Genomic DNA, 25,073 nt, shown 5'->3' with positions numbered 1-25,073 from the left:
GGGTCAAACTCTCCAGAGCACTTGAATGGCCCAACCCGCGCAACCCACAAGCCAGACGATCGTGAAAATTTGGCATGCGAGGCGGATGCCGACGGGCTGGACATAGTCCATCCAGATGTCGCGCATACCGACCCACACGTGATAAAGCAGCGAGACGATCACTGCAAAGGTGAGAACCTTCATCCACTGCGACGAGAAGATGCCGGCCCACTTGTCGTAGCCGATCGGGCCACGCGAGAACAGCACCTGCGCCAGCAGGATGACGGTGAAGAGCGCCATCAGGGCGCCCGTGATGCGTTGGCTCAGCCAGTCGCGCAAACCGTAGTGCGCGCCGACGACGATGCGCTTGGATCCGTAATTCACAGACATTTCAGGATCTTTCTCAGCTCAGTACAGGCCGAACAGCTTGGCGCCGAGGACGACGGTCAGCAGGATGCTCACGGCGAGCGTGAAGATGGCGGAACTCTTGCCGAATTCCTTGGTCACCGCCTTGTGGCTCACGTCCATCCACAGATGGCGCAGGCCGGCGATGAAGTGATGCAGGAAGGCCCAGATGAGTGCCAGTGCGACGAGCTTGAAGAACCAGCCTGGAACGAAGCCCACGCCGTTGTTGAAGACGTTGCTGAAGCGTGCGAACGAGATCTCCGACGAGATGGACGTGTCGAACATCCAGATGATGAACGGCATCAGCACGAACATCAGGGCGCCGCTCACGCGGTGCAGGATCGAGACGATGCCGGCCGGGGGCAACCGGTAGGTCGTCAGATCGGTGAAGGCATTGATGTTTCGGAACTGTCGCCGCGGCGGGCGTGGAGGAGTAGCAAGCTCTGTCATGGGGGCTTTCGTTGCTTTTTCGAGGAGGCGGCTTGTTCTTTGACGGAAATGCAAACAACGCAAAATTCTATTGCAATGCACCATCGGACAGCAGGTCCGGCGGCGTCAACGCACCGGATTGCTCGGACACTGTGCATCGAAGGATGCGGCGCGGGGCTTGGCGGCGATTCATCCGAGTTCGTTGCGGTAGTGATGGGTGTCCGTGCGGTACAGCCCGCGACGCAATTCCATGGGCACGTCGTGGTAGGTGAGTGCGACGCGCTCGACACTCAGCAGGGGCGTGGCCGTGGTGACGGCCAGCAGCGCCGCCTGCGCCGTATCGGGCAGCACGGCACGGATCTTTTCCTCGGCGCGCACCATGGGCGTGCCGAATTCGGTTTCGAACATCGCGTACATCGGTCCGCGCCAGGCGCGCAGGCGTTCGGCCGTCAGGCCCTTGAACGGCGTGCCGGGCAGCCAGAGGTCTTCGAGGATGGTCGGCACGCCGGAATAGGCCAGCACGCGCCGCACCTGAAGTACCGGGTCGCCGGTGCGCAGCGACAACGCGCGGGCCACGTCGGCCGTGGCCCGCTGGCGCCGGCAATCGACGATCGTGCGTTCGGCCGGGCCTTCGGAATTCAGATCGCCGCTGTCGGGTACCAGCTTCAGGAAGCGGTACTGGACCTGATGTTCGGAATGGGTTGCAACGAACGTGCCCTTGCCCTGGCGACGAACGACGATGTTGTCGGAAGCCAGCTCGTCGATGGCCTTGCGCACCGTGCCCTGGCTCACGCGGAAGCGTGCAGCCAGGTCCATTTCGCTGGGAATGGGCTCGCCCGGCTTCCATTCGCCCGCCTTCAGGCGCTGCAGGATCAGCGCCTTGATCTGCTGATACAGCGGACTGAACGACGGCGTTCCGGTCTCGGTATAGGCGTTGAGGGGGGTGTTCATGGAAATCGAGGGGCGGCCGCGAACGGTGCGCGGCGGGCGATATCTTATATAAGACATAAGACGGGCGCCACCAAAACCGTGAATCGGCTTAAAATGCCGGCCGGTTCCGCCCCCCGGGCCAGTGGCCGCGTGGCCCTGGCGCCAACTGGCGGCATGGCACTGTCACCGCCGTTTCATCATCTTCTGGAGTCTTCCCATGAGCAAAAAGCCCGTTCGCGTTGCCGTCACCGGCGCCGCCGGCCAAATCGGTTACGCCCTGTTGTTCCGCATCGCCTCCGGCGAAATGCTCGGCAAGGACCAGCCCGTCATCCTGCAACTGCTCGAAGTGCCTGTCGACGGCCCGCAGAAAGCGCTCAAGGGCGTGATGATGGAACTCGACGATTGCGCCTTCCCGCTGCTGGTCGGCATGGAAGCGCACAGCGACCCGATGACCGCCTTCAAGGACGTCGACTACGCACTGCTGGTCGGTTCGCGTCCGCGTGGCCCGGGCATGGAACGTGCCGAGCTGCTGGCCGTCAACGGCGCGATCTTCACGGCACAAGGCAAGGCGCTCAACGCCGTCGCCAGCCGCGACGTCAAGGTGCTGGTGGTGGGCAACCCCGCCAACACCAACGCCTACATCGCAATGAAGAGCGCACCGGACCTGCCGCGCAAGAACTTCACCGCCATGCTGCGCCTGGACCACAACCGTGCCGCCAGCCAGATCGCCGCCAAGACCGGCAAGGCCGTCGCTGACATCGAGAAGCTCACCGTCTGGGGCAACCATTCGCCCACGATGTACGCCGACTACCGCTTCGCGACCATCAACGGCGAAAGCGTCGCCAAGCTGATCAACGATCAGGAATGGAACGCCAACACCTTCCTGCCGACCGTCGGCAAGCGCGGCGCCGCCATCATCGAAGCGCGTGGCCTGTCGTCGGCTGCTTCGGCTGCCAACGCCGCCATCGACCACATGCGCGACTGGGCCCTGGGCACCAACGGCAAGTGGGTCACCATGGGCATTCCGTCGGACGGCCAATACGGCATTCCGAAGGACGTGATGTTCGGCTTCCCCGTCACCTGCGAAAACGGCGAATACAAGGTCGTCGAAGGCCTGGACATCGACGCTTTCAGCCAGGAACGCATCGACAAGACGCTCAAGGAACTGACCGACGAGCAAGCTGGCGTCGCCCACCTGATCTAAGGTTCGTTTGCCTCATCCCGCACTCCGGCGACAGATGCACCTGCACACGCAGGCGTGCGGGATTTCACTTTCTTGACCATGCTCGACTGGAATCCCGCGCTCTACCGCCGCTACGAGGACGAGCGCACGCGTCCTGCACAGGAATTGCTGGCACGCGTTCCTCTCGCTGCGGCGGCGCATGTGGTCGATCTCGGCTGCGGCCCGGGCAATTCCACCGAGCTCCTGGCGCAACGCTTTCCGCAAGCGCAGGTGCTGGGAACCGACAATTCCGAGGCCATGCTGGTCAGCGCGCGCGAGCGGCTGCCGGCGGCGCGCTTCGAACTCAGCGACATCTCACGGTGGACACCGGATGTCGCCCCCGATCTCATCTACGCCAATGCCTCGCTGCAATGGGTGCCGGACCACGCCACGCTGATCCCGCGCCTGTTTGCCGCATTGGCGCCCGGCGGTGTGCTGGCGATCCAGATGCCGGACAACCGCAGCGAACCGACGCACCGTCTGATGCGCGAAGTCGCCTCCGAGTCGCCCTGGAAGGCGCCGATCGGTGACGCCGACAAGCTGCGCACCGAATTGCTGCCGCTGGGCGGCTACTACGACCTGCTGGCGCGCGACGCCGCGGCGATCGACGTCTGGCACACCATCTATCAACACCCGATGGCATCCGCCGCCGCCATCGTCGACTGGGTGCGTGCGACCGGCCTGAAGCCGTTCGTCGACCCACTGACGGACGAGCTCAAGGCCAGCTACCTCGCCACTTACGAAAGCCGCGTCGCGCAAGCCTATCCGGCCCACACCGACGGACGCCTGCTGCTGGCCTTCCCCCGCATGTTCATCGTCGCTCGACGCCAGGCATGAGCACCACCGCATGACGGCACTTTCCTCTCACCCACGCGACGTGCTGCTCGGCGCGCAGGCCGGCGCCGTGGCGCTCCCGGTGTGCGACCACTACAGCGGCGTCGAGGCGCGCATGAAGAAGAGCCTCGCGCTCCAGGCCGAGATGGCCGAGGAGTTCGGCGCCTGCGTGTTCGACGTCACGCTCGACTGCGAGGACGGCGCCCCGGTTGGCGGCGAGGCCGAACATGCCGCGCTGGTGACCGAACTGGCGCTGGCGGCCGCGCCGGGCATGCGCGTCGGCGTGCGTGTCCATCCGGTCGATCACGCTTCCTTTGCCGACGACATCGCGACGATCGCGGGTCGGGCGGGGCAACGGCTCAGCCATCTGATGGTGCCCAAGGTCGAGTCGATCGACGACGTGCGCCAGGCCGTTGCCGAACTCGACCGCGCCGGCGCAACCGGCCTGCCGCTGCATGTGCTGATCGAATCGCCGTTGGCGGTGCACAACGCCTTCGACATCGCCGCGCATCCGCGCGTGCAGTCGCTCAGCTTCGGCCTGATGGATTTCGTCTCGGCCCATGCCGGCGCCATTCCCGCCGACGGCATGGGCGTGGCCGGCCAGTTCACGCATCCGCTCGTGGTGCGCGCCAAGCTGGTGATCGCTTCGGCGGCGCATGCCTACGGCAAGGTGCCCTCGCACTGCGTCGTGACCGAATTCAGCAACCCCGATGCCATGCGCGTGGCCGCCACCAAGGCGGCCAGCGAATTCGGCTACACGCGGATGTGGAGCATCCATCCGAGCCAGATCCGTCCCATCCTCCAGGCCTTCGCGCCGGACGAGAGGCAGATTCAGATTGCTACAAAAATAATCGATGCAGCGGCCGTCGCGAACTGGGCACCGGTCAGTTTCGATGGCACATTGCACGACCGCGCCAGCTACCGGCATTTCTGGCAGGTGCTCGAGCGTGCCCATGCCACCGGGCGCGCACTCCCGACGGAAGCGCAACGCTGGTTTGCTTCCGCCTCCCATTGATCGCCACCGATCGCATCCCTCAGGAAGAACCCCCATGAAGTACATCGCACTTGCCGCCGCCGTCGCGATCGTCCTGCCTTTTGCTGCCACCGCGCAAACCGCAGCGAGCACGCCCGCCAAGCCGGCGGTCAAGGCCGCCGCCAAGCCGGCCGCCAAGACCACGACCGCGAAGAACACGAAGCCGAAGCCGAAGATCACCAAGCGCGCCGCCAAGGCCGTGGAAGAAGTGACGCCGATCAGCGACGACACCAACATCACGCTGACCGACGCCGACCTGCAGGTCGCACAGCGCGTCTACACCGGCAAGATCCAGTGCGAACTCGGCGCCGACGTGACCATCACGGCCGACGACAAGCGTGCCGGCTTCTTCACCGTCGCCACCAAGGGCGCGCGCTACCGCATGCATCCGGTCGAAAGCCGCACCGGCGCCATCCGCCTTGAAGACCCGCGCGCTGGCGCCATGTGGTTGCAGATCGCCAACAAGTCGATGCTGATGAACCAGAAGGAAGGCCTGCGCCTGGCCGACGAATGCCAGGCACCCGCACAGGTCGCCTTCGCCGACGAAATGAAGAAGAACCCGCCGAAGAGCCTGTTCGAAAGCCCCGACGCGCAGCCCGCACCCCGCAAGTAAGCCCGCGGCGCGCCTCTTGCTTGCGCGGGAGGCCGTCGCCACTCAGTTCCCGGAGAAAAAAAGATGTTGCAAGCCTACGTTGACCATGTAGCCGAACGCGCCGCGCTCGGTATTCCGCCGCTCCCACTCACCGCCAAGCAGACCGGCGAAGTGATCGAGCTCCTGAAGAGCGCGTCGTCGAAGGACGGCGAGTTCCTGCTGAACCTGCTCACCTACCGGGTGCCGGCCGGCGTGGACGACGCAGCGAAGGTCAAGGCGAGCTACCTTGCCGCCGTGGCGCATGGCACCGAGACGAACCTGCTGCTGAGCCGCGCCCGCGCGACGGAACTGCTCGGCACCATGCTCGGTGGCTACAACATCAGCCCCATGATCGACCTGCTGGACGACGCGGAAGTCGGCGCCGTGGCGGCCGAAGGCCTCAAGAAGACGCTGCTGATGTTCGACCAGTTCCACGACGTCAAGGAAAAGGCGGATGCCGGCAACGCCAATGCCAAGGCCGTGCTGCAGAGCTGGGCCGATGCCGAATGGTTCACCAGCCGTCCGGAAGTGCCGGAAAGCATCACCGTCAGCATCTTCAAGGTGGCTGGCGAAATCAACACCGACGACCTGTCGCCCGCGCCCGACGCGACGACGCGTCCCGACATTCCGATGCACGCGCTCGCGATGCACAAGAACGCGCGCCCGGGCATCGTCCCCGAAGAAGACGGCAAGCGCGGTCCGGTGAAGTTCATCGAGGACCTGCGCGCACGCGGTCACCTGGTTGCCTACGCGGGCGACGTGGTCGGCACCGGTTCGTCGCGCAAGAGCGCCACCAACTCCGTGCTGTGGTTCACCGGCGAAGACATCCCCTTCGTGCCGAACAAGCGTTTCGGCGGCGTCTGCCTGGGCGGCAAGATCGCACCGATCTTCTACAACACGATGGAAGACTCGGGCGCGCTGCCGATCGAACTCGACGTGAGCCAGATGGAGATGGGCGACGTGGTCGAGCTGCGCCCCTACGACGGCAAGGCGCTCAAGGACGGCAAGGTCATCGCCGAATTCGCCGTCAAGAGCGACGTGCTGTTCGACGAAGTGCGCGCCGGTGGCCGCATTCCGCTGATCATCGGCCGCGGCCTGACGGCCAAGGCGCGTGAAGCGCTGGGCCTGCCGGTTTCCACGCTGTTCCGCCTGCCGACCAGCCCGGTCGACACCAAGAAGGGCTTCTCGCTCGCCCAGAAGATGGTGGGTCGCGCCTGCGGCCTGCCCGAAGGTCAGGGCGTGCGTCCCGGCACGTACTGCGAACCGAAGATGACCTCGGTCGGCTCGCAGGACACCACCGGCCCGATGACCCGCGACGAGCTGAAGGACCTGGCCTGCCTGGGCTTCTCGGCCGACCTCGTGATGCAGTCGTTCTGCCACACCGCGGCGTACCCGAAGAAGGTCGACGTGAAGATGCACCACGAACTGCCGGACTTCATGGCGACCCGCGGCGGCGTCTCGCTGCGTCCGGGCGACGGCGTGATCCACAGCTGGCTCAACCGCCTGCTGACGCCCGACACCGTCGGCACCGGTGGCGACAGCCACACCCGCTTCCCGATCGGCATCAGCTTCCCGGCCGGCTCCGGCCTGGTCGCCTTCGCGGCCGCCACCGGCGTGATGCCGCTGGACATGCCCGAATCGGTGCTGGTGCGCTTCAAGGGCAAGATGCAGCCCGGCGTCACGCTGCGCGACCTGGTCAACGCGATCCCGCTGTACGCGATCAAGTCGGGCCTGCTGACGGTCGCCAAGCAAGGCAAGAAGAACATCTTCTCGGGCCGCATCCTGGAGATCGAAGGCCTGCCCGACCTCAAGGTCGAGCAAGCGTTCGAACTGAGCGACGCTTCGGCCGAGCGTTCGGCTGCCGGCTGCACGGTGCACCTGAACAAGGAACCGATCATCGAGTACATCAACAGCAACATCACGCTGATGCGCTGGATGATCGCCGAGGGCTATGCCGACGGCCGCACGCTCGCGCGCCGCATCGCCGCACAGGAAGCCTGGCTGAAGGATCCGCAACTGCTCAAGGGCGACGACGACGCCGACTACGCAGCCGTCATCGAGATCGACCTGGCCGACATCCACGAACCGATCGTGGCCTGCCCGAACGACCCGGACGACGTGAAGACGCTGTCCGACGTGGCTGGCGCCAAGATCGATGAAGTGTTCATCGGCTCGTGCATGACCAACATCGGCCACTTCCGCGCGGCGTCGAAGCTGCTCGAAGGCAAGCGCGACATCCCGGTCAAGCTGTGGATCGCACCGCCGACCAAGATGGACGCACACCAGCTGACCGAAGAAGGCCACTACGGCGTGTTCGGCAATGCCGGTGCGCGCACCGAAATGCCGGGCTGCTCGCTGTGCATGGGCAACCAGGCGCAGGTGCGCGAAGGCGCAACCGTGATGTCGACTTCGACCCGCAACTTCCCGAACCGGCTGGGCAAGAACACCTTCGTGTACCTCGGCAGCGCCGAGCTCGCCGCGATCTGCTCGCGACTGGGCCGCATCCCGACGAAGGAAGAGTACATGGCGAGCGTTGGCGTGCTCGACGCGGCCAGCGCACAGATCTACCAGTACCTGAACTTCGACAAGCTCGACGAGTACAAGGACGTGGCTGCCGGCGTCGCCGCCTGAGCCATTGCTTCGGCCTCGTGGCCGGCATGAGGAGCCCGCTTCGGCGGGCTTTTTCTTTGGTTCGATGCCGTTGCCGTGCATGTGCTGCCGCGACGCCGTTCCCTGCATCTCCCCTGAGCAGAATCAGGCACAGGGAGCGACGAATGAAAAAAGCAGCAGGCGTCCAGAATCTCAAGCAGCAGCTCGAGGCAGCGGCCAACCATTTGCAGTCCGGCGATCTGGCCATGGCCGATGCCGCATTTAGGCAACTGATCGGCAAGGACGCGCGAAACGACGCCGCGCTGCACGGGCTGGGCGTGACGCTCTACCTGCAGCAGAAGAACGCGGAGGCGGAAACTTGGCTACGCAGGGCGATCGCCATTCGCGCGGCGCCCGATTTCCTGACCAATCTCGCGCTCGTGCTGGCCGCCCAGGCCAAGTTTCTGGAGGCGATCGCCGCCTACCAGAGCGCGGTGAAGGCGGGCGCGGCGACCGCCAAGGTCTACAACAACCTCGGCAACCTGCTGTCCGCACAGAATCTGCCGGCAGAAGCGGAAGCGAGTTTCCGGCAGGCGATTGCGACGGACGCGGCGTATGCCATCGCGCACAAGAACCTCGCCATGCTGCTGGAGAAGGCCGGACGTTACGACGAGGCCGAGGTCCAGTTCAGACAGGCGCTGGCGTTGAACCGCGACTCCGCCGACTTCTGGCTTTGCTACGGCGGCATGCTCGAGCGCCTCGGTCGGCTGCGGGATGCCGAACTCGCCTTCCGCAACGCAAGGCGCTGGGATTCGGTGCAGTTCCTCAAGCGCCGCTGCGCATCGTGGGAAGGGTTGGCGGAGGTCGATCAGGCCGCGATCGAGATGATTTCGTCCGGCGCCGTGGACAACGCGACGCCGTGGTCGCTGCTCTTCATGCCGTCCCTGACGCCGAAGCTGCACCTGGAGGCAGGGCGCCGGTTTGCGCTCAGCCGCTGGGGCAGGGAGCTGGGAGCACAGGCCTCAGCCGATCCAGGTGCGTTGACGGCGACGGACAAGCTGAAGATCGGCTATCTGTCTGCCGACTTCCACGATCACGCCACCATGCATCTGCTGGCGGGCGTCCTGGAGCGCCATGACCCGAGCCGCTTCGAGGTTCACCTCTATTCATACGGAACGCAGCGATCGGATGGGTACGTGGCGCGCATCGCCGCCATGCCGGTGACATTCCATGAAGTGTCCAGGCTGACGGATCGGCAGATCGCAGACGCGATCGCGCACGACCGCATCCAGATGCTCGTCGATCTCAAGGGCTACACCACTGCTGCGCGCCTCGGCATTTCGGCGCTCCGGCCGGCGCCGGTGACCATCAGCTGGCTGGGTTATCCGGGCACGCTGGGCCATCCGGGTCTGGCCGACTTCATCATCGGCGACGTGGTCGTCACGCCGCCGGATCGCGCAGGCGACTTCAGCGAGACCCTGGCGCTCATGCCTCACAGCTATCAGCCCAACGACGCGCCGGAAGAACCTGGCGCGCCGCCGAGCAGGGCCGACGCGGGTCTGCCCGACGGCGTCTTCGTGTTCTGCAGCTTCAACCAGACCCTCAAGATCACGGCGAGCAGCTTCTCGCTGTGGCTGGAACTGCTGCATGCCGTCCCCGGCAGCGTCCTCTGGCTGCTCAGGCCTTCGGATGACGAAGCGATCCACAACCTGCAGAAAGCCGTCGAGGCGAGCGGGCTCAATCCCGCCAGGCTCGTGTGGGCGCCGCGGCTGCCGCGTCGGCAGCATCTGGCGCGCCTGCAACTGGCGGACCTCGCGCTCGACACCTTCCCGGTCTGTTCCCACACCACCGGCAGCGATGCGTTGCTGGCCGGCGTTCCGATGGTGGCGCGCAGCGGCGATCTGTTTGCCAGCAGGGTGTCCGAGAGCCTGCTGCGCGCCATCGGGCTGACGGAACTGGCGGCGACCACCGATGCGTCGTACCTGCAACTGGCAATCTCGCTCGCGCGTGATCCGGCGCGCCTCGGCCAGATCCGCCGTTTTCTCTGGACGCAGCGCGCTGTCTCGCCCCTGTTCGATCCGTGCCGCTTCGCGCGCGATCTCGAACGTCTGTACGAGGCGATCTGGCAACGCGCGTCGGGTGAAGATCGGCACAGCCGGCGGCCGATCGTGATCGGCAGCCTCTAGAACGCGATCGGCCGCGCAGCCTTGAACCCGGCCGTCATTCGGCGGCCTGCAGCGTCGCCGCTGCCAGTCCGGCGGTGAGCACTGCGAGGATCGCGTCGCCGAAGCCGCCGCGGGCGCGTGCGTCGATGCGCGCACTGGTCGCCACGCGCGGCGCGGCGCTCCAGGCGATCCGGGCGCCGCTCGCTTCCAGCGCCTGCACCAGTGCCACGTCTTCGCTGCAGGCCAGTGGCGGGAAGCCGCCCGCTCTCACATAGGCCGCCGCAGAGACGCCCAGATTGGCGCCATGGATGTGGCGGTGGCCATCGGCGTCGCAGTAGCCGCGCATGAAGTCCTCGCGCAGCGCATCCGCCTGGGCGCCGTGGATGCGCCAGTCCGACACGCCGATCGAGCCGCAGACCGCATCGGCGTCCAGTTCGAGCTGCCGCATCAGCCATTCGGGCGACACCACCGTGTCTGCATCGGTGAACGCCAGCCAGCGTGCGCCGTCGGCCAGCAGCAGCGACGCACCGGCCGCGCGCACGGCGCCCACGTTGCGCGCGTTCAGCGTGATGACCTCGGCACCGCAGGCCGCCGCAATGGCGCCGGTGGCGTCGGTGCAGCTGTCGAGCACGACCACGACGCGCACGTGCTCTCCCGCCAACGCCGGGTGCGCCGCGGCCAGCTGGATGGCTTCCAGCGCGGCGGCGATGCAGCCTTCCTCGTTGTGCGCCGGAACCACGATCCCGATCATGCGATGCCCTCGCGCTGCGCCACCGAGCGTGCGTCGCGGCTCCAGAGTTCCAGCAGGAAGTCGGACTCCTCGTGCCGGACGCTGCGTGCCAGCCCGATGGCGGCGAAGGCGTCATGCACGGCTTCGGTCGACAACGCGCGTTCGGCGAAGTCGGGGCGCCAGTTGCAGGCGACCAGCACGCCATCCGCAGCAAGCGACCGCGCGCAGCACGACGCCAGCGTTGCCATGGCTGCTGCGTCCAGGAAGTACCCGAGTTCGCTGACGACGATCAGGTCGAACTGTGGTTCGTCGCATGGCCATCCGGCGGGAAGCACGTGCCGCTCGAAGCGCACATTGGCCAGCCCCATCGCGCGAGCGCGTGCCGAGGCGAGCGCCTTGTCGCTGAAGTCGCTGGCCAGCACGGTGTCGCAGCGCATGGCGAGGTCCATGGTGAGCTCGCCGGCACCGCAGGCGGGCTCGTAGGCGCGTGCGTAGCGCGGATGCGGCAGCGCCGCCATCAGCACGGCACGTTTGCGCTCTTCGTACCACCGCGTGCGAAGCCCGTAAGGGTCGGTGCTCTCGTCGTACAGGTGGTCGAAATAGTCCAGCCGGTCCGATGCCGAGAAGGCGCGTGAACCCGCGTCGCCGGCCTTGCGGCGTTGAATGTCGATGGGCGGTGCGGTCGTCATGCGAACACGATCTCGAAGTTGCGTGCGGCGCGCTCGACCGTCGTGCTGCGCAGGATCGGGCCTGCGCCCGTCGAAGGGTCCGGCAGCAGCTGGCTCTTGAACGCCTGAACCGCGACCTTCTTGCGAGTGAGGGCATCGTCGTCGAGCGGAATGCGCAGCGCGCGCGACCAGGGCAGGCGCGCATCGCGCGCATGCGCCCAATGCCAGGCCCAGACGGGCACTTCGATCAGCGTCGCACCCGTGCGGGCGGTCGCCGCGGCGCAGGCATCGCCCGTGGCCTCGTGATCGGGATGTCCATCGAGTCGCCACGTGGTGAACACCACATCGTTGGCGCGCAGCAGGGCGGTGAGCCGGTCGGACAAATGGTCGCGCATCGTCGTCACGCCGCCGTCGGGCAGGCCGAGTCGCAGCGCTTCGACGTGATGCAGGCCGAGCTGCTGCCAGGCTGCATGGCTTTCACGCGGACGCTCGCGTGCGAGCCGTTCGGGCGGCCATTCCGTCGAGTCCACGTGGCTGCCCGTGCCGTCGGTCACCGCGACCAGCAGCAACTCCCGGCGCAGCTTGCCGAGCTGCGTCAACAGGCCACCGACCGCGAGCACTTCGTCGTCCGGGTGCGGCGCGACCACCACGGCGCGACACCCGACGGGCACCAGGTCGTCCGCCAGTCGGATGCGCGTTGTTGCCAGGTGGGCGCACGCCTGCCATTGCATCTCGCTCGTTCCAAGCCCCTCGATGGCGCGGTCGTTGACTAGAGCATCCATGCATCTTCTCCAGCGGCGGTTGCCAGGTGATCGCCGAGCGCGGCGAGATCGCGTTCGGCATGGCTTTGGCGCAGATAGACGGGCAGGTCGGCCATCGCCCGCGCAAAGTGCGCGTCGCGACAGAACGGCGCTGCGCCCACCGCGCGGCCGGCGTGCGTCATGACCTCTTCGGCTGCACGCTCGACCACGAGCCGGGTGCGCAACGCCACGGTCTGTGCGTCGGCATCGGGCTGCGCGTCGATCCAGGCGGCGGCTTCACGCAGCACGGCGGCAGCGCCGGACATCGCCACGTCGATGGCGCCCAGATGCGCTTTGCGATGGGTATCGGCCGCAGGGCCGCTGGCGCGTCGCACGGTCTCCGCAATGGCACGCATGCCACCGAACCAGCAGGCGGCGATGCCTGCGCCGCCGTGCCAGAAGCCGGGGCGGCCGACGTAGTCGCCCGGACGGCCGATCTGCGCAGCCAGGGCTTCGTCGAACAGCACGTCGCCGGTGTGCGTGTCGGCCATGCCGACGGCGTGCCAGTCGGCTTCGCGGACGCTCACGCCCGGCTGCTGCATCGCGACGGCTGCGAGGCAGGGCTCTCCGGCCTCGTTCCAGCAACTGACGACGGCATGGGTCACCTGCGCCGCACCGGAGCACCAGGCCTTGCGGCCGGTGAGCCGTGCGACCCCGTTGTCATGAACCCGAAGCGAGAGCCGGGCGTCCGGCGGTTCGGCGCACCAGGTGCCCCACACGCTGTGGGCGGGCACGGTCTCCGCGCCGAGTTCGGCGAGGATGGCGATGGCATCGGTGTGGCCTTCGAACAGCTTGGCGACGGCGAGGTCCACCGCCGCGACGGCAGCGAGCGACTGCCAGCGTTCCAGCGTGCGGCCGGATCCCGGCAGGGGCAGGCGCCCGCTGCCGCCCAGCACCAGCCGTTGAAGACTCAGCGGCGCGTCGAGTACGTCGAGCGCGTCCGGAAGCAGGCCGGGCGTTGCATCGGCGCGTGGAGCGAGCATGAGCGCGATGTCTCCCGCTCAGACCAGGTTCAGCTTCTTGTGGTCGCCGAGATTCTTGGGCGGCTCGCCGGTGACGGCGGCCTTCATCATCTTGAAGAGCTGCACCATCTTGCTGTCCTTGACGTCCCAGTATTCGGCATTGGCGATGCGCACGGCCAGCAGGCCGAGGTTCGGATCGGTGACCCCGTTCGGGAACCACGCTTCGGCGGCCTTGGTGAAGAGCTGGTTCTTCTTGGCCTGGTCTTCCAGCAGCGACGCATGGCCCGCGACCGAGACGTAGCTGTCGTCGTCCGTGTTGGCGTACGACACGTTCACGATGTCGTCCTCGGCCAGGTGGCGAACGATGTCGCCGTTCTTCGGTACGAAGAAGTAGAGCGTCGCGTCTTCGTCGACCGACTTGTTCTGCGTGGTCAGCGGATGCGCATTCAGCAGGCCGTCGCCGTGGCGGTGCGTGAGCATGCCGAAGCGCGTGTCCTTGATGAGCTCCCAGAGCTTGGCGTGTTCGTTGGTCGATGTCATGGTCGTGCCCCTGTGTTCAGTTGAGATGCACAGACGCTATCGACCGCCGTTTTTCGGACGGGCACACCTTTGGCCCGAGTTCATGTCGTCTTGAACCGACATGACGCGCGGGCGCATCAATCGCTGGTGCTGTCGTCCTTCGTTTGCGCGGCGATGTCCGCCAGCGCGGCGGCCGTGCGCGCATCCGCAGGGAAGAAGGACTCGACCGCGAGTTCCTGCAGCGTGACGTCCACCGGCGTGCCGAAGATCGTCGTCGTGCTGATGAAGCTCAGCACGCCTTGGGGCGTCGCGAGCTGGAACGGTACGACCACGCCCGCCAGATCGGCGCTCGCGGAGGCGGGTCCGCTCTCGTGGCCGTTGGCAGGTGCCGGGTAGGCAGCCAGCTCGTCGTGCAGGGCTTGCAGCGTGGCGTCGCCGGTCGCGGCGATCTGCTGCTGAAGCCGCTCCAGCAGGTGCGCACGCCATTGGGCGAGATTGGCGATCCGCGGCGCCAGCCCGTCGGGGTGCAGGCTCAGCCGCAGCACGTTGATGGGCGCCTGGAGCAGTTCGGGCGACGCGCCCGCGAGCAGAAGCGGCACGACGGCGTTGGCGGCCACCAGGTTCCAGTGGCGATCGATCGCCAGCGCGGGGTAGGGCGAGTGGCCTTCCAGGACCAGTTCGACGGCCCGCCGCGCCGCCGCCAGGGCGGGGTCGTCCAGCGCGCGCTGCCGGTACATCGGCGCGTAGCCGGCAGCGACCAGCAAGGCATTGCGCTCGCGCAACGGAACCTCGAGCCGGTCTGCCAGCCGCAGCACCATTTCCCGGCTCGGCGCGGCGCGACCGGTTTCGACATAGCTCAGGTGCCGCGTGGACACGTCGGCCTCCTGCGCAAGATCGAGTTGGCTCAGCCGCCGACGCTTGCGCCAATGGCGCAGGTGCACGCCGAAAGGGTCGCGGATGCCCGGTTGGGGCCAGCCGCCGAGCCCGGGCGGGGTTGGCACGGCAGCGGCGGAGCGAGGGGCGGCAATGGCATTCATGGCGTCCATTCTGGTCCGCCGGCTGCGCGTTCGCCATGACCCGGCAGGTCATGCATTCCGGCCGGATGGCCGCCGCATCGAAGACGGCCGTGCGACGCGGCGCGAACCCCTTTTCGAGAGTGGGGCGGCCTGCCTTCCGACAGCCGGATTCATTGAAGCCTGCTATCTTTATGCCGCCCCACGATTTGAAGGAGTTCACATGGCCGTCGGCTCGACACACGCGTTTTCCCCCACCCTCAAGACATTCAAGACTGCCTCGGGGAAATCCGGCAAGTACTGGTCGCTGAAGGAACTGGCCAAGCAGTACCCGAGCATCAACCGGCTTCCCGTGTCGATCCGCATCGTGCTCGAGTCGGTGCTGCGCAATTGCGACGGGCAGAAGGTCACGGCCGAGCATGTCGCCCAACTCGCCCACTGGCTGCCGAATGCCGAACGCACCGACGAGATTCCCTTCGTCGTGACCCGCGTGGTGCTGCAGGACTTCACCGGCGTGCCGCTGCTGGCCGACCTGGCCGCGATGCGCAGCGTGGCCGCGAAGCTCGGCAAGTCGCCCAAGACCATCGAGCCGCTGGTGCCGGTCGACCTGGTAGTCGACCACTCGGTCATGGTCGACTACTACGGCACGCCCAAGGCGCTCGACCTCAACATGAAGCTCGAGTTCCAGCGCAACAACGAGCGCTACCAGTTCATGAAGTGGGGCATGCAGGCCTTCGACACCTTCCGCGTCGTGCCGCCCGGCTTCGGCATCGTCCACCAGGTGAACCTCGAGTACTTCGCGCGCGGCGTCTACAAGGCGCCGGGCGACAAGTCGGACGTGCCGGTCTGGTACCCCGACTCGCTGGTCGGCACCGACAGCCACACCACCATGATCAACGGCGTCGGCGTGGTCGGCTGGGGTGTCGGCGGCATCGAGGCCGAGGCTGCGATGCTCGGCCAGCCGGTCTACATGCTGACGCCCGACGTGGTCGGTTTCGAACTCAGCGGCCAGCTGCGCGAAGGCGTCACCGCCACCGACCTGGTGCTGTACGTCACGGCCATCCTGCGCGGCGAGAAGGTGGTGGGCAAGTTCGTCGAATTCTTCGGCCCGGGCGCCGCGTCGATCCCGGTGCCCGACCGCGCGACCATCGGCAACATGGCGCCCGAGTACGGCGCGACGATGGGTTTCTTCCCGGTCGATGAAAAGACCATCGCGTACTTCAAGGGCACCGGCCGGACCGACGCCGAGATCGAACTGTTCGAGGCCTATTACAAGGCGCAGGGCCTGTTCGGCATGCCGGCACCGGGCGAGATCGACTACACCAAGGTCGTGAAGCTCGACCTAGGAACCGTCACGCCGAGCCTGGCCGGCCCGAAGCGGCCGCAGGACCGCATCAACCTCGGCGACCTTTCGACCAAGTTCTCCGAACTCTTCAGCAAGCCCAACGACGCGAACGGCTTCAACCAGCCCGCGGACAAGCTCAAGCTGCGCTATGCGCTCCCGCAGGAAGGCGAGGGCGCCGAGCAGGAAACCGCATCGCCCGCGCCCGGCGCACCGCGCCAGGTGGTCGAGATGGAGTCCAACCGCTCGACCAACGCCGCCGCGCACGTCGCTGCGACGGCACCCAAGGCGCCACCGCCGAAGGTCACGATCGGCAATGGCGACGTGCTGATCGCGGCCATCACTTCGTGCACCAACACCTCGAACCCGAGCGTGCTGCTGGCCGCCGGCCTGCTGGCCAAGAAGGCGGTCGAAGCCGGCCTGAAGGTCAAGCCGCACGTGAAGACGTCGCTCGCGCCCGGCTCGCGCATCGTGACCGAATACCTCGAGAAGGCCGACCTGCTGCCGTACCTCGAGAAGCTCGGCTTCTACCTGGCGGGCTACGGCTGCACGACCTGCATCGGCAACGCCGGCGACCTGGCGCCCGAGATCAACGAGGTCATCACGCAGAACGACCTGATCGGCGCAGCCGTGCTGTCGGGCAACCGCAACTTCGAGGCGCGCATCCACCCGAACATCAAGGCCAACTTCCTGGCATCGCCGCCGCTGGTGGTGGCTTTCGCCATCGCGGGCAACGTCACGGTCGACCTGATGACGCAGCCGGTCGGCAAGGGCCACAAGGGCAAGGACGTGTTCCTGGGCGACATCTGGCCGACCGCGCAGGAAATCGATTCGCTGCTGGGCTTCGCGATGAACGCCAAGGCCTTCCGCAAGAACTACGACCAGATCAAGGACAACCCGGGCAAGCTCTGGAGCAGCATCCAGGGCGTGAGCGGGCAGGTCTACAACTGGCCGGGCTCGACCTACATCGCCGAGCCGCCGTTCTTCGAGGGCTTCAAGATGAAGCCGCATGCGTCCGACCCGGGCATCAAGGGTGCGCGCGTGATGGCGCTGTTCGGCGACTCGATCACCACCGACCACATCTCGCCGGCCGGCTCGATCAAGGAAAGCTCGCCCGCCGGCATCTGGCTCAAGGCCAACGGCGTGCAGAAGGCCGACTTCAACAGCTACGGATCGCGGCGCGGCAACCACGACGTGATGATGCGCGGCACCTTCGCCAACGTGCGCATCAAGAACCTGATGCTGCCGCCCGATGCGAACGGCACGCAGGAAGAGGGCGGCCTGACGCGCTTCCAGCCGGGCAACGAGAAGATGTTCATCTACGACGCCGCGATGAAGTACATCGAGCAGGGCGTGCCGACGGTGGTGTTCGGCGGCGAGGAATACGGCACCGGTTCGTCGCGCGACTGGGCCGCCAAGGGCACGCAGCTGCTGGGCATCAAGGCCGTGATCGCGCGCAGCTTCGAGCGCATCCACCGGGCCAACCTGGTCGGCATGGGCGTGCTGCCGCTGCAGTTCCGCGGTGCCGATTCCTGGCAGAGCCTGGGCCTGACCGGCGACGAGAAGATCGACGTCGTGATCGGCGGCGAGCTCAAGCCGCAGATGGACGTGAAGCTGGTGGTGCATCGCCCGGACGGCAGCCACCAGGAAGTGACGGTGCGCCTGCGCATCGACACGCCGATCGAGGTCGACTACTACAAGCACGGCGGCATCCTGCCCTTCGTGCTGCGCCAGCTGCTGGCCGCCTGACGATCGGTGAATCCGGTGACGGCGCGGGGCGCCGGGCCGGTGGTCGGATACACCCGTTCGGGCGAGCGGGTCATTCGGCGGAGATGAGAATCGCTCTCGTTTGATGCGTTATCCTCGGCGTGTCCCTGCCGCCGAGGCGCGCGATGCGCCGGTCCCCGGGGGACGCCTGTTCCGCTCTCCCGATCCCGATGCTCATTCCATTTCTCATCATGCTGCGCGAGGGCATCGAAGCCGCGCTCATCGTCGGCATCGTTGCCAGTTATCTCCAGAAAAGCGGCCGCGGCGGCCTGATGCCGGCGGTCTGGGTCGGCGTGCTGCTGGCCACGGCGCTCTCGCTGTTCGCGGGCGCCGCCCTGCAACTGCTCGCGGCCGAATTCCCGCAGAAGCAGCAGGAACTGTTCGAAGGCGTAGTCGGGCTGATCGCCGTGGTCATGCTGACGTCGATGGTGTTCTGGATGCGCAAGGCAGCGCGCTCGATCAAGGGCGAGCTGCAGGCCTCGATCGATCGCGCACTGACCCAGGGCGACGGGCAAGCCTGGGCGTTGATCGGCATGGTCTTCCTGGCGGTGGCGCGGGAAGGGCTCGAGTCGGTCTTCTTCCTGCTCGCGATCTTTCAGCAGAGCAGCGGCTGGGAAGCACCGGTCGGCGCGCTGGCCGGTATCGCGGTCTCGGTGGTGGTCGGCTACGGACTCTATTCGGGCGGCGTGCGGCTCGACCTGCGCCGCTTCTTCCGCTACACGGGCGTGTTCATCCTGCTGGTGGCTGCCGGGCTGCTGGCGGGCGTGTTGCGCAAGCTGCACGAGGGCGGCGTCTGGAACCAGCTGCAGGGCGTGGTGTTCGACATGAGCGAGTCGCTCCCGATGGACAGCCCGCTCGGCGCCGTGCTGTCGGGCCTGCTCGGCTACCAGGCCGCGCCGGTGGTGGGCGAGGTCGTCGTGTACCTCGTCTTCCTCGCCGTCACGCTGTTCTTCTTTTTCCGCCCGGTGGCGCCGGCGTCCGCGTCTGGCCGTGCCACGGCCCGCTGATTGCTCCCGATGTCTTCTGCTTCCCCGAAATCCTCTTCGCTGATGCGCGTCGCCGTGGCCGGCTCCGCGTTGCTCGTCATCGCCGGTCTCGCAGCCTTCTGGTACGCCTCGGGCATTGCAAAGAAGGCGCCCGCCAAGGCGGCCGACAACGCGGTCACCGTGACGATCCGCGGCAACGTGTGCGAGCCCAACGAGATCACCGTGCCGGCCGGCCGCACCACCTTCACCATCGTCAACCAGTCGACCCGTGCGCTCGAGTGGGAGATCCTCGACGGCGTGATGGTGGTCGAGGAGCGCGAGAACATCGCGCCCGGCTTCTCGCAGACCATGACGGTCAAGCTGCAGCCCGGCACCTTCGACATCACCTGCGGCCTGCTGAGCAATCCGCGCGGCAAGCTGCACGTCACGCCGTCGGCTGCATCCGATGCCGAGGCAGCGCGCCCGTCGCTGGTCAACTACGTGGGCGCCCTGGCCGAGTACCGCGTGTTCCTGGCACTCGAAGCCGGCACGCTGGACGACGCGGCGCATGCGCTGGCGGATGCCGTCAAGGCCGGCGACCTGGCCCAGGCGCAGGCGGCGTACGCGCCGGCCCACCAGGCCTACAAGCGCATCGAGCCGATGGCCGAGCTGTTCGCCGATCTCGACACCCGCCTCAATGCGCGCGCCGACTATTTCGGCCAGCGCGAGGCCGACCCGGCGTTCACCGGTTTCCACCGCATCGAATACGCGCTGTTCGACCGCAAGGACATGGCCGGCCTGGCGCCGGTGGCCGAGCAACTGGTCGCGGACATCGACACGCTGAAACAGCGTCTGCGCGCACTCAACGTGCCGCCCGAACGCCTGGCCGGCTCGGCGTCGAAGCTGCTGCGCCGTGTGGCGGACAACCTGCCGGCGGGCGGCGAAGACCACTACGGCCATGGCGAACTGGTCAACCTGCAGGGCAGCTTCGACGGCACGAAGAAGATCTTCGACCTGCTGTCGCCGCTGCTGGCCAAGGCCGCGTCGCCGTTGAACAGGGAAGTCGAGCAGGGCTTCGCCGCGTTCGACGCCGCGCTGGCGCCGTTCCGCGCGGGCGAAGGCTTCAGGCCCACGGTGCTCGACGAGAACCAGCGCAAGGCCCTGGCCGAGCCGGTGCACGCGCTCGCCGAATCGCTGGGCAAGGTCAACGCGGCCCTCGGGCTCGAATGACGGGGGGCACCATGGCACCGAACGATCCCTCGACCCCCCACGACGCGAACCCGGCCGACGACGCGGGGCCGGCATCGCCGCCGCGCCGCCGTCTGCTGGGCCGTCTGGGCCTGGCGAGCGCCGCGCTGGCCGGGCTGTCCGCCGCGCGTGCCGCTGCGCCATCGGGGCCGCCGGAAGGCCCGGCGGCGGGCGCCCAGGTCACCGACGCGCCGCAGAGCAGCCACACGCAGGACCGCGTGCCCCACATCGGCCGCCATCAGGCCGGCATCGTCACGCCGCGGCCGACCGCCGGCATGGTCGCCTCCTTCTTCGTGCTGGCCGAGAACCGCGCCGACCTGGAGCGCCTGTTCCGCACGCTGACCGAGCGCATCGCCTTCCTGACGCAGGGCGGCGCGCAGCTCGACCCCGATCCGTTGCTGCCGCCGGCCGGCTCCGGCATCCTCGGGCCGGTGGTGCAGCCGGATGCCTTGACCGTCACGGTCGCGGTCGGCGAGACACTGTTCGACGAGCGCTTCGGCCTTGCCGCGCAGAAGCCGAAGCGGCTGAGCACGATGCAGCGCCACCCGAACGATGCGCTCGACGCGGCGCTGTGCCACGGCGACCTGTCGATCCAGTTCTGCGCCAACACGCCCGACACCAACATCCACGCGCTGCGCGACATCATCAAGAACACGCCCGACCTGCTGGTGCTGCACTGGAAGCAGGAAGGCAGCGTGCCGCCGATCCCGGCCGTGGCGGGCAAACCGGCCGAGAGCGCGCGCAACTTCCTGGGCTTTCGCGATGGCTCCGCCAATCCCGACGGCGCCGATGCGGCGCTGATGGAGCGCATCGTCTGGATCGGCGCGGACGACGACGAGCCGATGTGGGCGCGCGACGGCAGCTACCAGGCCGTGCGGATCATCCGCAACTTCGTCGAGCGCTGGGACCGCACGCCGCTGCGCGAGCAGGAGGCGATCATGGGTCGCGTCAAACCCACTGGCGCGCCGCTGGGGGCAAGGTCCGGCGCAACCGAGCACGACGTGCCCGACTACGCGAAGGACCCCGAAGGCAAGGTCACGCCGATGGACGCCCACATCCGCCTGGCCCATCCGCGCACGCCGGCGTCCGAGGCCAACCTGATCCTGCGCCGGCCGTTCAATTACTCGAACGGCGTCACCAAGTCCGGGCAGCTCGAAATGGGGCTGCTCTTCATCTGCTACCAGGCCGACCTCGAGAAGGGCTTCATCACCGTGCAGAAGCGGCTCGACGGAGAGCCGCTGGAGGAATACATCAAGCCGATCGGCGGCGGTTTCTTCTTCGCGCTGCCGGGCGTGCGCGATGCGCGCGACTGGCTCGGCCGCGCGCTGATGGACGCCACGAAGCCGGCCTAGTGCCGCGCCCACCACTTTTTTCACCGCAACGCACTCACTCAAGGAGATCCATGTCCGTGCAATTTCGCCGCCGCTTCATCGCCACCCTCGCCCTGTGCGCCGCCGGCCTGCATGGCGTCAGCGCCACGGCCGCCGTGGCGCCGCTCGATCTGGTCGGCCCGATCGCCGACTACAAGATCTATGTGGCCGAGAACGTGCGCAAGCTGGTGGCGGATGTGCGTGTGTTCACGGCCGCGGTGAAGGCCGGCGACATCGAGAAGGCCAAGAAGCTCTATGCGCCGACGCGCACGAGCTACGAGCGCATCGAGCCGGTGGCCGAGCTGTTCAGCGACATGGACAGCGCCATCGACTCGCGTGCCGACGACCATGAAAAGGCCGAGAAGGACCCGGAGTTCGGTGGCTTCCACCGCATCGAGTACGGCCTGTGGACGCAGAAGAGCACCAAGGACCTGAACCCCTTCGCCGACAAGCTGCTGGCCGATGTGCTCGAGTTGCAGAAGCGCCTGGGTGCGCTGACCTTCCCGCCGGAAAAGGTGGTCGGCGGCGCCGCCGTGCTCATGGAAGAAGTTGCCGCGACCAAGATATCGGGTGAGGAAAACCGCTACAGCCACACCGACCTGTGGGACTTCCAGTCGAACTTCGAGGGCGCCTACAAGATCGTCGAACTGCTGCGCCCGCTGGTCGTGCGCGAGAACAAGGCCTTCTCGGACAAGACCGACGCGAACTTCAAGGTCGTGTTCGACACGCTGTCCAAGTACCGCACCGCCGACGGCGGCTTCGAGACCTATTCGAAGCTGACCGAACGCGACCGCAAGCTGCTGGCCGGCCGCGTCAACACGCTGGCCGAAGACCTGTCGAAACTGCGCGGAATGCTCGGCCTGAACTGAGCGGGCACCACGGTTGTTGAGGGCATGGGTGGCCTTGCCGATTGCGAATTGCTAGCATTCGTGTTTTGACACTCCATGCACCCGGCACACGGGTCGCTTCGCCCACGTGGATCACAACGACAACGCCGCCGCGCCGCCGCTTTCCGGCCTGCGGCTGGACCAGCTTCCAGACCATCAATGGGCCACGGTGCTCGACGTCGCCCGTCCCGCCAGCGCCGAGGACCGCGAGCTCGTCCTTCGTCTGACCGAAATCGGTTTCGTGCCCGGCGAGGCGGTGCGCATCATCGCGAGCGGCACGCCGGGGCGCGAGCCGATCGCGGTGCGGCTCGGCCACACCACCTTCGCGCTGCGGCGCTACGAGGCCGCCTTCGTCCACGTCGCGCCGGGAGCCGTGGGCCATGGTTGAAGCCACGATCAGCTTTCAGCCCGGCAGCGCTGCACCTGCCGCACCCACGGCACCGGGCCGCATCGCGCTGCTCGGCAATCCGAACTGCGGCAAGACCGCGCTGTTCAACCTGCTGACCGGCAGCCGGCAGAAGGTCGCCAACTACGCCGGCGTGACGGTCGAGCGCAAGGAAGGCACGCTGCAGACCGCGGCCGGCCGCCGCGTCTTCGTGCTCGACCTGCCGGGTGCCTACAGCCTGAATGCGCTGTCGGCCGACGAAGCCGTGACCCGCGACATCGTCACCGGCCAGAGCCGCGAGGCGCTGCCCGACCTGCTGGTCTGCGTGACCGACGCGACCAACCTGCGCCTCAACCTGCGCCTGGTGCTGGAGGCGCGCAAGCTCGGCCTGCCGATGGTCATGGCGCTCAACATGACCGACATGGCGCGCAAGCAGGGCATCACCGTCGATACGGCGGTGCTGTCGCGCGAACTCGGCCTGCCGGTGATCGAGACCGTTGGCATCCATGCTGGCGGCGCCAATGCGCTGCTCGCCGCGCTCGATGTGCCGGTGCCGGCCGCCACGCCGCTGCCCTGGCAGGCGCCCGAACTCGACGACGTGCTGGCCACGCAGCGCGAGGTGCGCCGCATCCTCGGCCTGGCGGTGCGCGAGCCGCAGGGCAGCCTCGACACCAGCGACCGCATCGACCGCGTCGTGCTGCATCCGCTGTGGGGCATGCTGGTGCTGGCGGTCACGCTGTTCCTGATGTTCCAGGCGGTGTTCAGCTGGGCGAACGTGCCGATGGACCTGATCAAGGCCGGCACCGACGGCCTCGGCGGCTGGGTCAAGGGCGTGGTGCCCGAAGGCATGCTGCAGAGCCTGCTGGTCGATGGCGTGGTGGCCGGCGTGGGTGGCGTGATCGTCTTCCTGCCGCAGATCCTGATCCTGTTCCTCTTCATCCTCGCGCTGGAAGACTCGGGCTACCTGCCGCGCGCCGCCTTCCTGCTGGACCGCGTGATGGGCACCGTCGGGTTGTCGGGCCGCTCCTTCATTCCGCTGCTGTCGAGCTTCGCGTGCGCGATTCCGGGCGTGATGGCCACGCGCACCATCAGCAACTGGCGCGACCGGCTGACGACCATCATGATCGCGCCGCTCATGACCTGTTCGGCGCGCCTGCCGGTGTATGCGCTGCTGATCGCGGCGTTCATTCCGGCGAAGACCGTCGGCGGCGTGTTCAACCTGCAGGGCGTCGTGCTGTTCGCGCTGTACCTGTTCGGCATCCTGTCGGCGATGGGCGTGGCCTGGGTGCTCAAGCGTTTCCGCACCGGGCCGACGCATTCGCCGCTGCTGATGGAGCTGCCTGCCTACCGCTGGCCCAACCCGCGCAACCTGGCGCTCGGCCTGTACGAGCGCGCCTGGATCTTCCTGCAGCGCGTGGGCACGATCATCCTGACGCTGACCATCCTGCTGTGGTTCCTGTCGACCTTCCCGTCGCCGCCCGAAGGTGCGACCGGGCCGGCCATCCAGTACAGCCTGGCCGGCATCATCGGGCGCGGCCTGCAGACCATCTTCGCGCCGATCGGCTTCAACTGGCAGATATCGATCGCGCTGGTGCCGGGCATGGCGGCGCGCGAGGTGGCGGTGGGTGCGCTCGGCACGGTGTACGCGCTGTCGGCCACCGGCGACGATGTCGCGACCGCGCTCGAACCCCTGCTGGCCGGCAGCTGGTCGCTCGCGACCGCGCTGTCGCTGCTGGTGTGGTTCGTGTTCGCGCCGCAGTGCCTGTCGACGCTGGCTGCGGTGCGCCGCGAAACCAACTCGTGGCGCTACGTCTGGATCATGGCCGGCTACCTGTTCGGGCTGGCGTACATTGCCTGCTTCATCACGTACCACGTCGCAGTGGCGCTGGGTGCGGGTTAGACACCTCTCGGAGATCTGAAAATGACACAGCAACTGATCGTCGGCTTGATCGTCGCGTTGGCCGCCATCTACGCCGTCTGGCGCTGGATGCCCGCAGGCTGGCGCCGCTCGGCGGCATCCACGCTGGCGACCGGCGGCCACCGTGCCGGGCTGGTCGATCGGCAACGCGCCGATGCGCTGGCGGCATCGTTGGCCAAGAGCTCCGGCTGTGGCGCCTGCGAGAGCTGCGGCAGCTGCGGGACGGCCAAGACACCCAAGACGTCCGCCTCCTCCGGCGAGCCCACCCAGGCACGCTGACGG

General features: G+C 67.4%; 23 protein-coding genes. 14 read left to right on the top strand and 9 right to left on the bottom strand.

Annotation, left to right across the window (positions count from 1 at the left end):
• Nucleotides 1-3: 3 nt before the first annotated feature.
• The 3 genes from sdhD to AC07PZ_RS10830 all read right to left on the bottom strand — a co-directional run bounded on the left by sdhD (nucleotide 4) and on the right by AC07PZ_RS10830 (nucleotide 1,764).
• Nucleotides 4-369, bottom strand: a complete 366-nt coding sequence (sdhD, locus tag AC07PZ_RS10840) for a succinate dehydrogenase, hydrophobic membrane anchor protein (RefSeq protein WP_495295056.1) — start codon at nucleotides 367-369, stop codon at nucleotides 4-6.
• 18 nt (nucleotides 370-387) lie between these two features.
• On the bottom strand, nucleotides 388-834 hold the full coding sequence (gene sdhC, locus AC07PZ_RS10835) for a succinate dehydrogenase, cytochrome b556 subunit (RefSeq protein ID WP_495295055.1): 447 nt from the start codon (nucleotides 832-834) through the stop codon (nucleotides 388-390).
• A gap of 168 nt (nucleotides 835-1,002) precedes the next feature.
• Nucleotides 1,003-1,764 (bottom strand): GntR family transcriptional regulator, encoded by a 762-nt coding sequence (locus AC07PZ_RS10830; protein ID WP_495295054.1) that lies wholly within the window; start codon nucleotides 1,762-1,764, stop codon nucleotides 1,003-1,005.
• Nucleotides 1,765-1,960: 196 nt separating this feature from the next.
• On the opposite strand from AC07PZ_RS10830, the gene AC07PZ_RS10825 reads away from it, so the two are divergent.
• From AC07PZ_RS10825 to AC07PZ_RS10800, 6 genes are all read left to right on the top strand, one after another.
• A complete protein-coding gene (locus AC07PZ_RS10825; protein WP_495295053.1) occupies nucleotides 1,961-2,947 on the top strand; it encodes a malate dehydrogenase in 987 nt (328 codons plus the stop codon).
• A gap of 78 nt (nucleotides 2,948-3,025) precedes the next feature.
• Nucleotides 3,026-3,802 carry a trans-aconitate 2-methyltransferase gene (gene tam, locus AC07PZ_RS10820; RefSeq protein WP_495295052.1) on the top strand — a complete coding sequence of 259 codons (777 nt, stop codon included), beginning with the start codon at nucleotides 3,026-3,028 and terminating at the stop codon, nucleotides 3,800-3,802.
• A 10-nt stretch (nucleotides 3,803-3,812) separates the two neighbouring features.
• Entirely contained in the window at nucleotides 3,813-4,814 is a 1,002-nt protein-coding gene (locus AC07PZ_RS10815; protein ID WP_495295051.1) for an HpcH/HpaI aldolase/citrate lyase family protein, read from the top strand.
• Between the two features lie 34 nt (nucleotides 4,815-4,848).
• Nucleotides 4,849-5,445, top strand: a complete 597-nt coding sequence (locus tag AC07PZ_RS10810; protein ID WP_495295050.1) for a hypothetical protein — start codon at nucleotides 4,849-4,851, stop codon at nucleotides 5,443-5,445.
• 63 nt (nucleotides 5,446-5,508) lie between these two features.
• Complete coding sequence (locus tag AC07PZ_RS10805; protein ID WP_495295049.1) at nucleotides 5,509-8,094, top strand: bifunctional aconitate hydratase 2/2-methylisocitrate dehydratase; 2,586 nt, start codon at nucleotides 5,509-5,511, stop codon at nucleotides 8,092-8,094.
• 26 nt (nucleotides 8,095-8,120) lie between these two features.
• Nucleotides 8,121-10,238, top strand: a complete 2,118-nt coding sequence (locus tag AC07PZ_RS10800) for an O-linked N-acetylglucosamine transferase, SPINDLY family protein (protein ID WP_495295048.1) — start codon at nucleotides 8,121-8,123, stop codon at nucleotides 10,236-10,238.
• Nucleotides 10,239-10,272: 34 nt separating this feature from the next.
• On the opposite strand, the gene AC07PZ_RS10795 is transcribed toward AC07PZ_RS10800, so the two are convergent.
• The 6 genes from AC07PZ_RS10795 to AC07PZ_RS10770 all read right to left on the bottom strand — a co-directional run bounded on the left by AC07PZ_RS10795 (nucleotide 10,273) and on the right by AC07PZ_RS10770 (nucleotide 14,933).
• Nucleotides 10,273-10,968 carry a glycosyltransferase family 2 protein gene (locus AC07PZ_RS10795; protein ID WP_495295047.1) on the bottom strand — a complete coding sequence of 232 codons (696 nt, stop codon included), beginning with the start codon at nucleotides 10,966-10,968 and terminating at the stop codon, nucleotides 10,273-10,275.
• Nucleotides 10,965-11,636, bottom strand: coding sequence for a methyltransferase domain-containing protein (locus tag AC07PZ_RS10790; RefSeq protein ID WP_495295046.1), 672 nt, complete (start codon nucleotides 11,634-11,636; stop codon nucleotides 10,965-10,967). The genes AC07PZ_RS10795 and AC07PZ_RS10790 overlap by 4 nt, the downstream gene beginning before the upstream one ends.
• Nucleotides 11,633-12,397 (bottom strand): PIG-L deacetylase family protein, encoded by a 765-nt coding sequence (locus AC07PZ_RS10785; protein WP_495295045.1) that lies wholly within the window; start codon nucleotides 12,395-12,397, stop codon nucleotides 11,633-11,635. Before AC07PZ_RS10785 ends, AC07PZ_RS10790 begins: the two co-directional genes overlap by 4 nt.
• Nucleotides 12,385-13,398 carry an acyl-CoA dehydrogenase family protein gene (locus AC07PZ_RS10780; RefSeq protein WP_495295044.1) on the bottom strand — a complete coding sequence of 338 codons (1,014 nt, stop codon included), beginning with the start codon at nucleotides 13,396-13,398 and terminating at the stop codon, nucleotides 12,385-12,387. The genes AC07PZ_RS10785 and AC07PZ_RS10780 overlap by 13 nt, the downstream gene beginning before the upstream one ends.
• Nucleotides 13,399-13,416: 18 nt before the next feature.
• Complete coding sequence (locus tag AC07PZ_RS10775) at nucleotides 13,417-13,917, bottom strand: pyridoxamine 5'-phosphate oxidase family protein (RefSeq protein WP_495295043.1); 501 nt, start codon at nucleotides 13,915-13,917, stop codon at nucleotides 13,417-13,419.
• A gap of 116 nt (nucleotides 13,918-14,033) precedes the next feature.
• Nucleotides 14,034-14,933, bottom strand: coding sequence for a helix-turn-helix domain-containing protein (locus tag AC07PZ_RS10770; RefSeq protein ID WP_495295042.1), 900 nt, complete (start codon nucleotides 14,931-14,933; stop codon nucleotides 14,034-14,036).
• A 199-nt stretch (nucleotides 14,934-15,132) separates the two neighbouring features.
• Between AC07PZ_RS10770 and AC07PZ_RS10765 the strand changes: the two genes are divergently transcribed.
• From AC07PZ_RS10765 to AC07PZ_RS10730, 8 genes are all read left to right on the top strand, one after another.
• Nucleotides 15,133-18,000: an aconitate hydratase gene (locus tag AC07PZ_RS10765; RefSeq protein ID WP_495295041.1), complete on the top strand. Its 2,868-nt coding sequence runs from the start codon at nucleotides 15,133-15,135 to the stop codon at nucleotides 17,998-18,000.
• Nucleotides 18,001-18,188: 188 nt separating this feature from the next.
• Entirely contained in the window at nucleotides 18,189-19,025 is an 837-nt protein-coding gene (gene efeU / locus AC07PZ_RS10760) for an iron uptake transporter permease EfeU (protein ID WP_495295040.1), read from the top strand.
• A gap of 9 nt (nucleotides 19,026-19,034) precedes the next feature.
• Nucleotides 19,035-20,213 (top strand): iron uptake system protein EfeO, encoded by a 1,179-nt coding sequence (efeO, locus tag AC07PZ_RS10755; protein ID WP_495295039.1) that lies wholly within the window; start codon nucleotides 19,035-19,037, stop codon nucleotides 20,211-20,213.
• Between the two features lie 11 nt (nucleotides 20,214-20,224).
• Nucleotides 20,225-21,583, top strand: coding sequence for an iron uptake transporter deferrochelatase/peroxidase subunit (efeB, locus tag AC07PZ_RS10750; protein ID WP_495295038.1), 1,359 nt, complete (start codon nucleotides 20,225-20,227; stop codon nucleotides 21,581-21,583).
• Between the two features lie 50 nt (nucleotides 21,584-21,633).
• Nucleotides 21,634-22,470: an iron uptake system protein EfeO gene (gene efeO / locus AC07PZ_RS10745; protein WP_495295037.1), complete on the top strand. Its 837-nt coding sequence runs from the start codon at nucleotides 21,634-21,636 to the stop codon at nucleotides 22,468-22,470.
• Nucleotides 22,471-22,576: 106 nt separating this feature from the next.
• Nucleotides 22,577-22,876, top strand: a complete 300-nt coding sequence (locus AC07PZ_RS10740) for a FeoA family protein (protein ID WP_495295036.1) — start codon at nucleotides 22,577-22,579, stop codon at nucleotides 22,874-22,876.
• Nucleotides 22,869-24,773 (top strand): ferrous iron transporter B, encoded by a 1,905-nt coding sequence (gene feoB / locus AC07PZ_RS10735; protein ID WP_495295035.1) that lies wholly within the window; start codon nucleotides 22,869-22,871, stop codon nucleotides 24,771-24,773. The genes AC07PZ_RS10740 and feoB overlap by 8 nt, the downstream gene beginning before the upstream one ends.
• Nucleotides 24,774-24,794: 21 nt before the next feature.
• On the top strand, nucleotides 24,795-25,070 hold the full coding sequence (locus AC07PZ_RS10730; RefSeq protein ID WP_495295034.1) for a DUF6587 family protein: 276 nt from the start codon (nucleotides 24,795-24,797) through the stop codon (nucleotides 25,068-25,070).
• Nucleotides 25,071-25,073: the final 3 nt, after the last annotated feature.

This window comes from Variovorax sp. GW821-FHT10B04, from assembly GCF_059415645.1.
This window is presented reverse-complemented; position numbering and strand designations above follow the sequence as displayed.

Bases quoted from the DNA above. Each gene is read 5' to 3' on its own strand.
- sdhD (WP_495295056.1), bottom strand. From the start codon at position 369: ATGTCTGTGAATTACGGATCCAAGCGCATCGTCGTCGGCGCGCACTAC.
- sdhC (WP_495295055.1), bottom strand. From the start codon at position 834: ATGACAGAGCTTGCTACTCCTCCACGCCCGCCGCGGCGACAGTTCCGA.
- AC07PZ_RS10830 (WP_495295054.1), bottom strand. From the start codon at position 1,764: ATGAACACCCCCCTCAACGCCTATACCGAGACCGGAACGCCGTCGTTC.
- AC07PZ_RS10825 (WP_495295053.1), top strand. From the start codon at position 1,961: ATGAGCAAAAAGCCCGTTCGCGTTGCCGTCACCGGCGCCGCCGGCCAA.
- tam (WP_495295052.1), top strand. From the start codon at position 3,026: ATGCTCGACTGGAATCCCGCGCTCTACCGCCGCTACGAGGACGAGCGC.
- AC07PZ_RS10815 (WP_495295051.1), top strand. From the start codon at position 3,813: ATGACGGCACTTTCCTCTCACCCACGCGACGTGCTGCTCGGCGCGCAG.
- AC07PZ_RS10810 (WP_495295050.1), top strand. From the start codon at position 4,849: ATGAAGTACATCGCACTTGCCGCCGCCGTCGCGATCGTCCTGCCTTTT.
- AC07PZ_RS10805 (WP_495295049.1), top strand. From the start codon at position 5,509: ATGTTGCAAGCCTACGTTGACCATGTAGCCGAACGCGCCGCGCTCGGT.
- AC07PZ_RS10800 (WP_495295048.1), top strand. From the start codon at position 8,121: ATGAGGAGCCCGCTTCGGCGGGCTTTTTCTTTGGTTCGATGCCGTTGC.
- AC07PZ_RS10795 (WP_495295047.1), bottom strand. From the start codon at position 10,968: ATGATCGGGATCGTGGTTCCGGCGCACAACGAGGAAGGCTGCATCGCC.
- AC07PZ_RS10790 (WP_495295046.1), bottom strand. From the start codon at position 11,636: ATGACGACCGCACCGCCCATCGACATTCAACGCCGCAAGGCCGGCGAC.
- AC07PZ_RS10785 (WP_495295045.1), bottom strand. From the start codon at position 12,397: ATGGATGCTCTAGTCAACGACCGCGCCATCGAGGGGCTTGGAACGAGC.
- AC07PZ_RS10780 (WP_495295044.1), bottom strand. From the start codon at position 13,398: ATGCTCGCTCCACGCGCCGATGCAACGCCCGGCCTGCTTCCGGACGCG.
- AC07PZ_RS10775 (WP_495295043.1), bottom strand. From the start codon at position 13,917: ATGACATCGACCAACGAACACGCCAAGCTCTGGGAGCTCATCAAGGAC.
- AC07PZ_RS10770 (WP_495295042.1), bottom strand. From the start codon at position 14,933: ATGAATGCCATTGCCGCCCCTCGCTCCGCCGCTGCCGTGCCAACCCCG.
- AC07PZ_RS10765 (WP_495295041.1), top strand. From the start codon at position 15,133: ATGGCCGTCGGCTCGACACACGCGTTTTCCCCCACCCTCAAGACATTC.
- efeU (WP_495295040.1), top strand. From the start codon at position 18,189: ATGCTCATTCCATTTCTCATCATGCTGCGCGAGGGCATCGAAGCCGCG.
- efeO (WP_495295039.1), top strand. From the start codon at position 19,035: ATGTCTTCTGCTTCCCCGAAATCCTCTTCGCTGATGCGCGTCGCCGTG.
- efeB (WP_495295038.1), top strand. From the start codon at position 20,225: ATGGCACCGAACGATCCCTCGACCCCCCACGACGCGAACCCGGCCGAC.
- efeO (WP_495295037.1), top strand. From the start codon at position 21,634: ATGTCCGTGCAATTTCGCCGCCGCTTCATCGCCACCCTCGCCCTGTGC.
- feoB (WP_495295035.1), top strand. From the start codon at position 22,869: ATGGTTGAAGCCACGATCAGCTTTCAGCCCGGCAGCGCTGCACCTGCC.
- AC07PZ_RS10730 (WP_495295034.1), top strand. From the start codon at position 24,795: ATGACACAGCAACTGATCGTCGGCTTGATCGTCGCGTTGGCCGCCATC.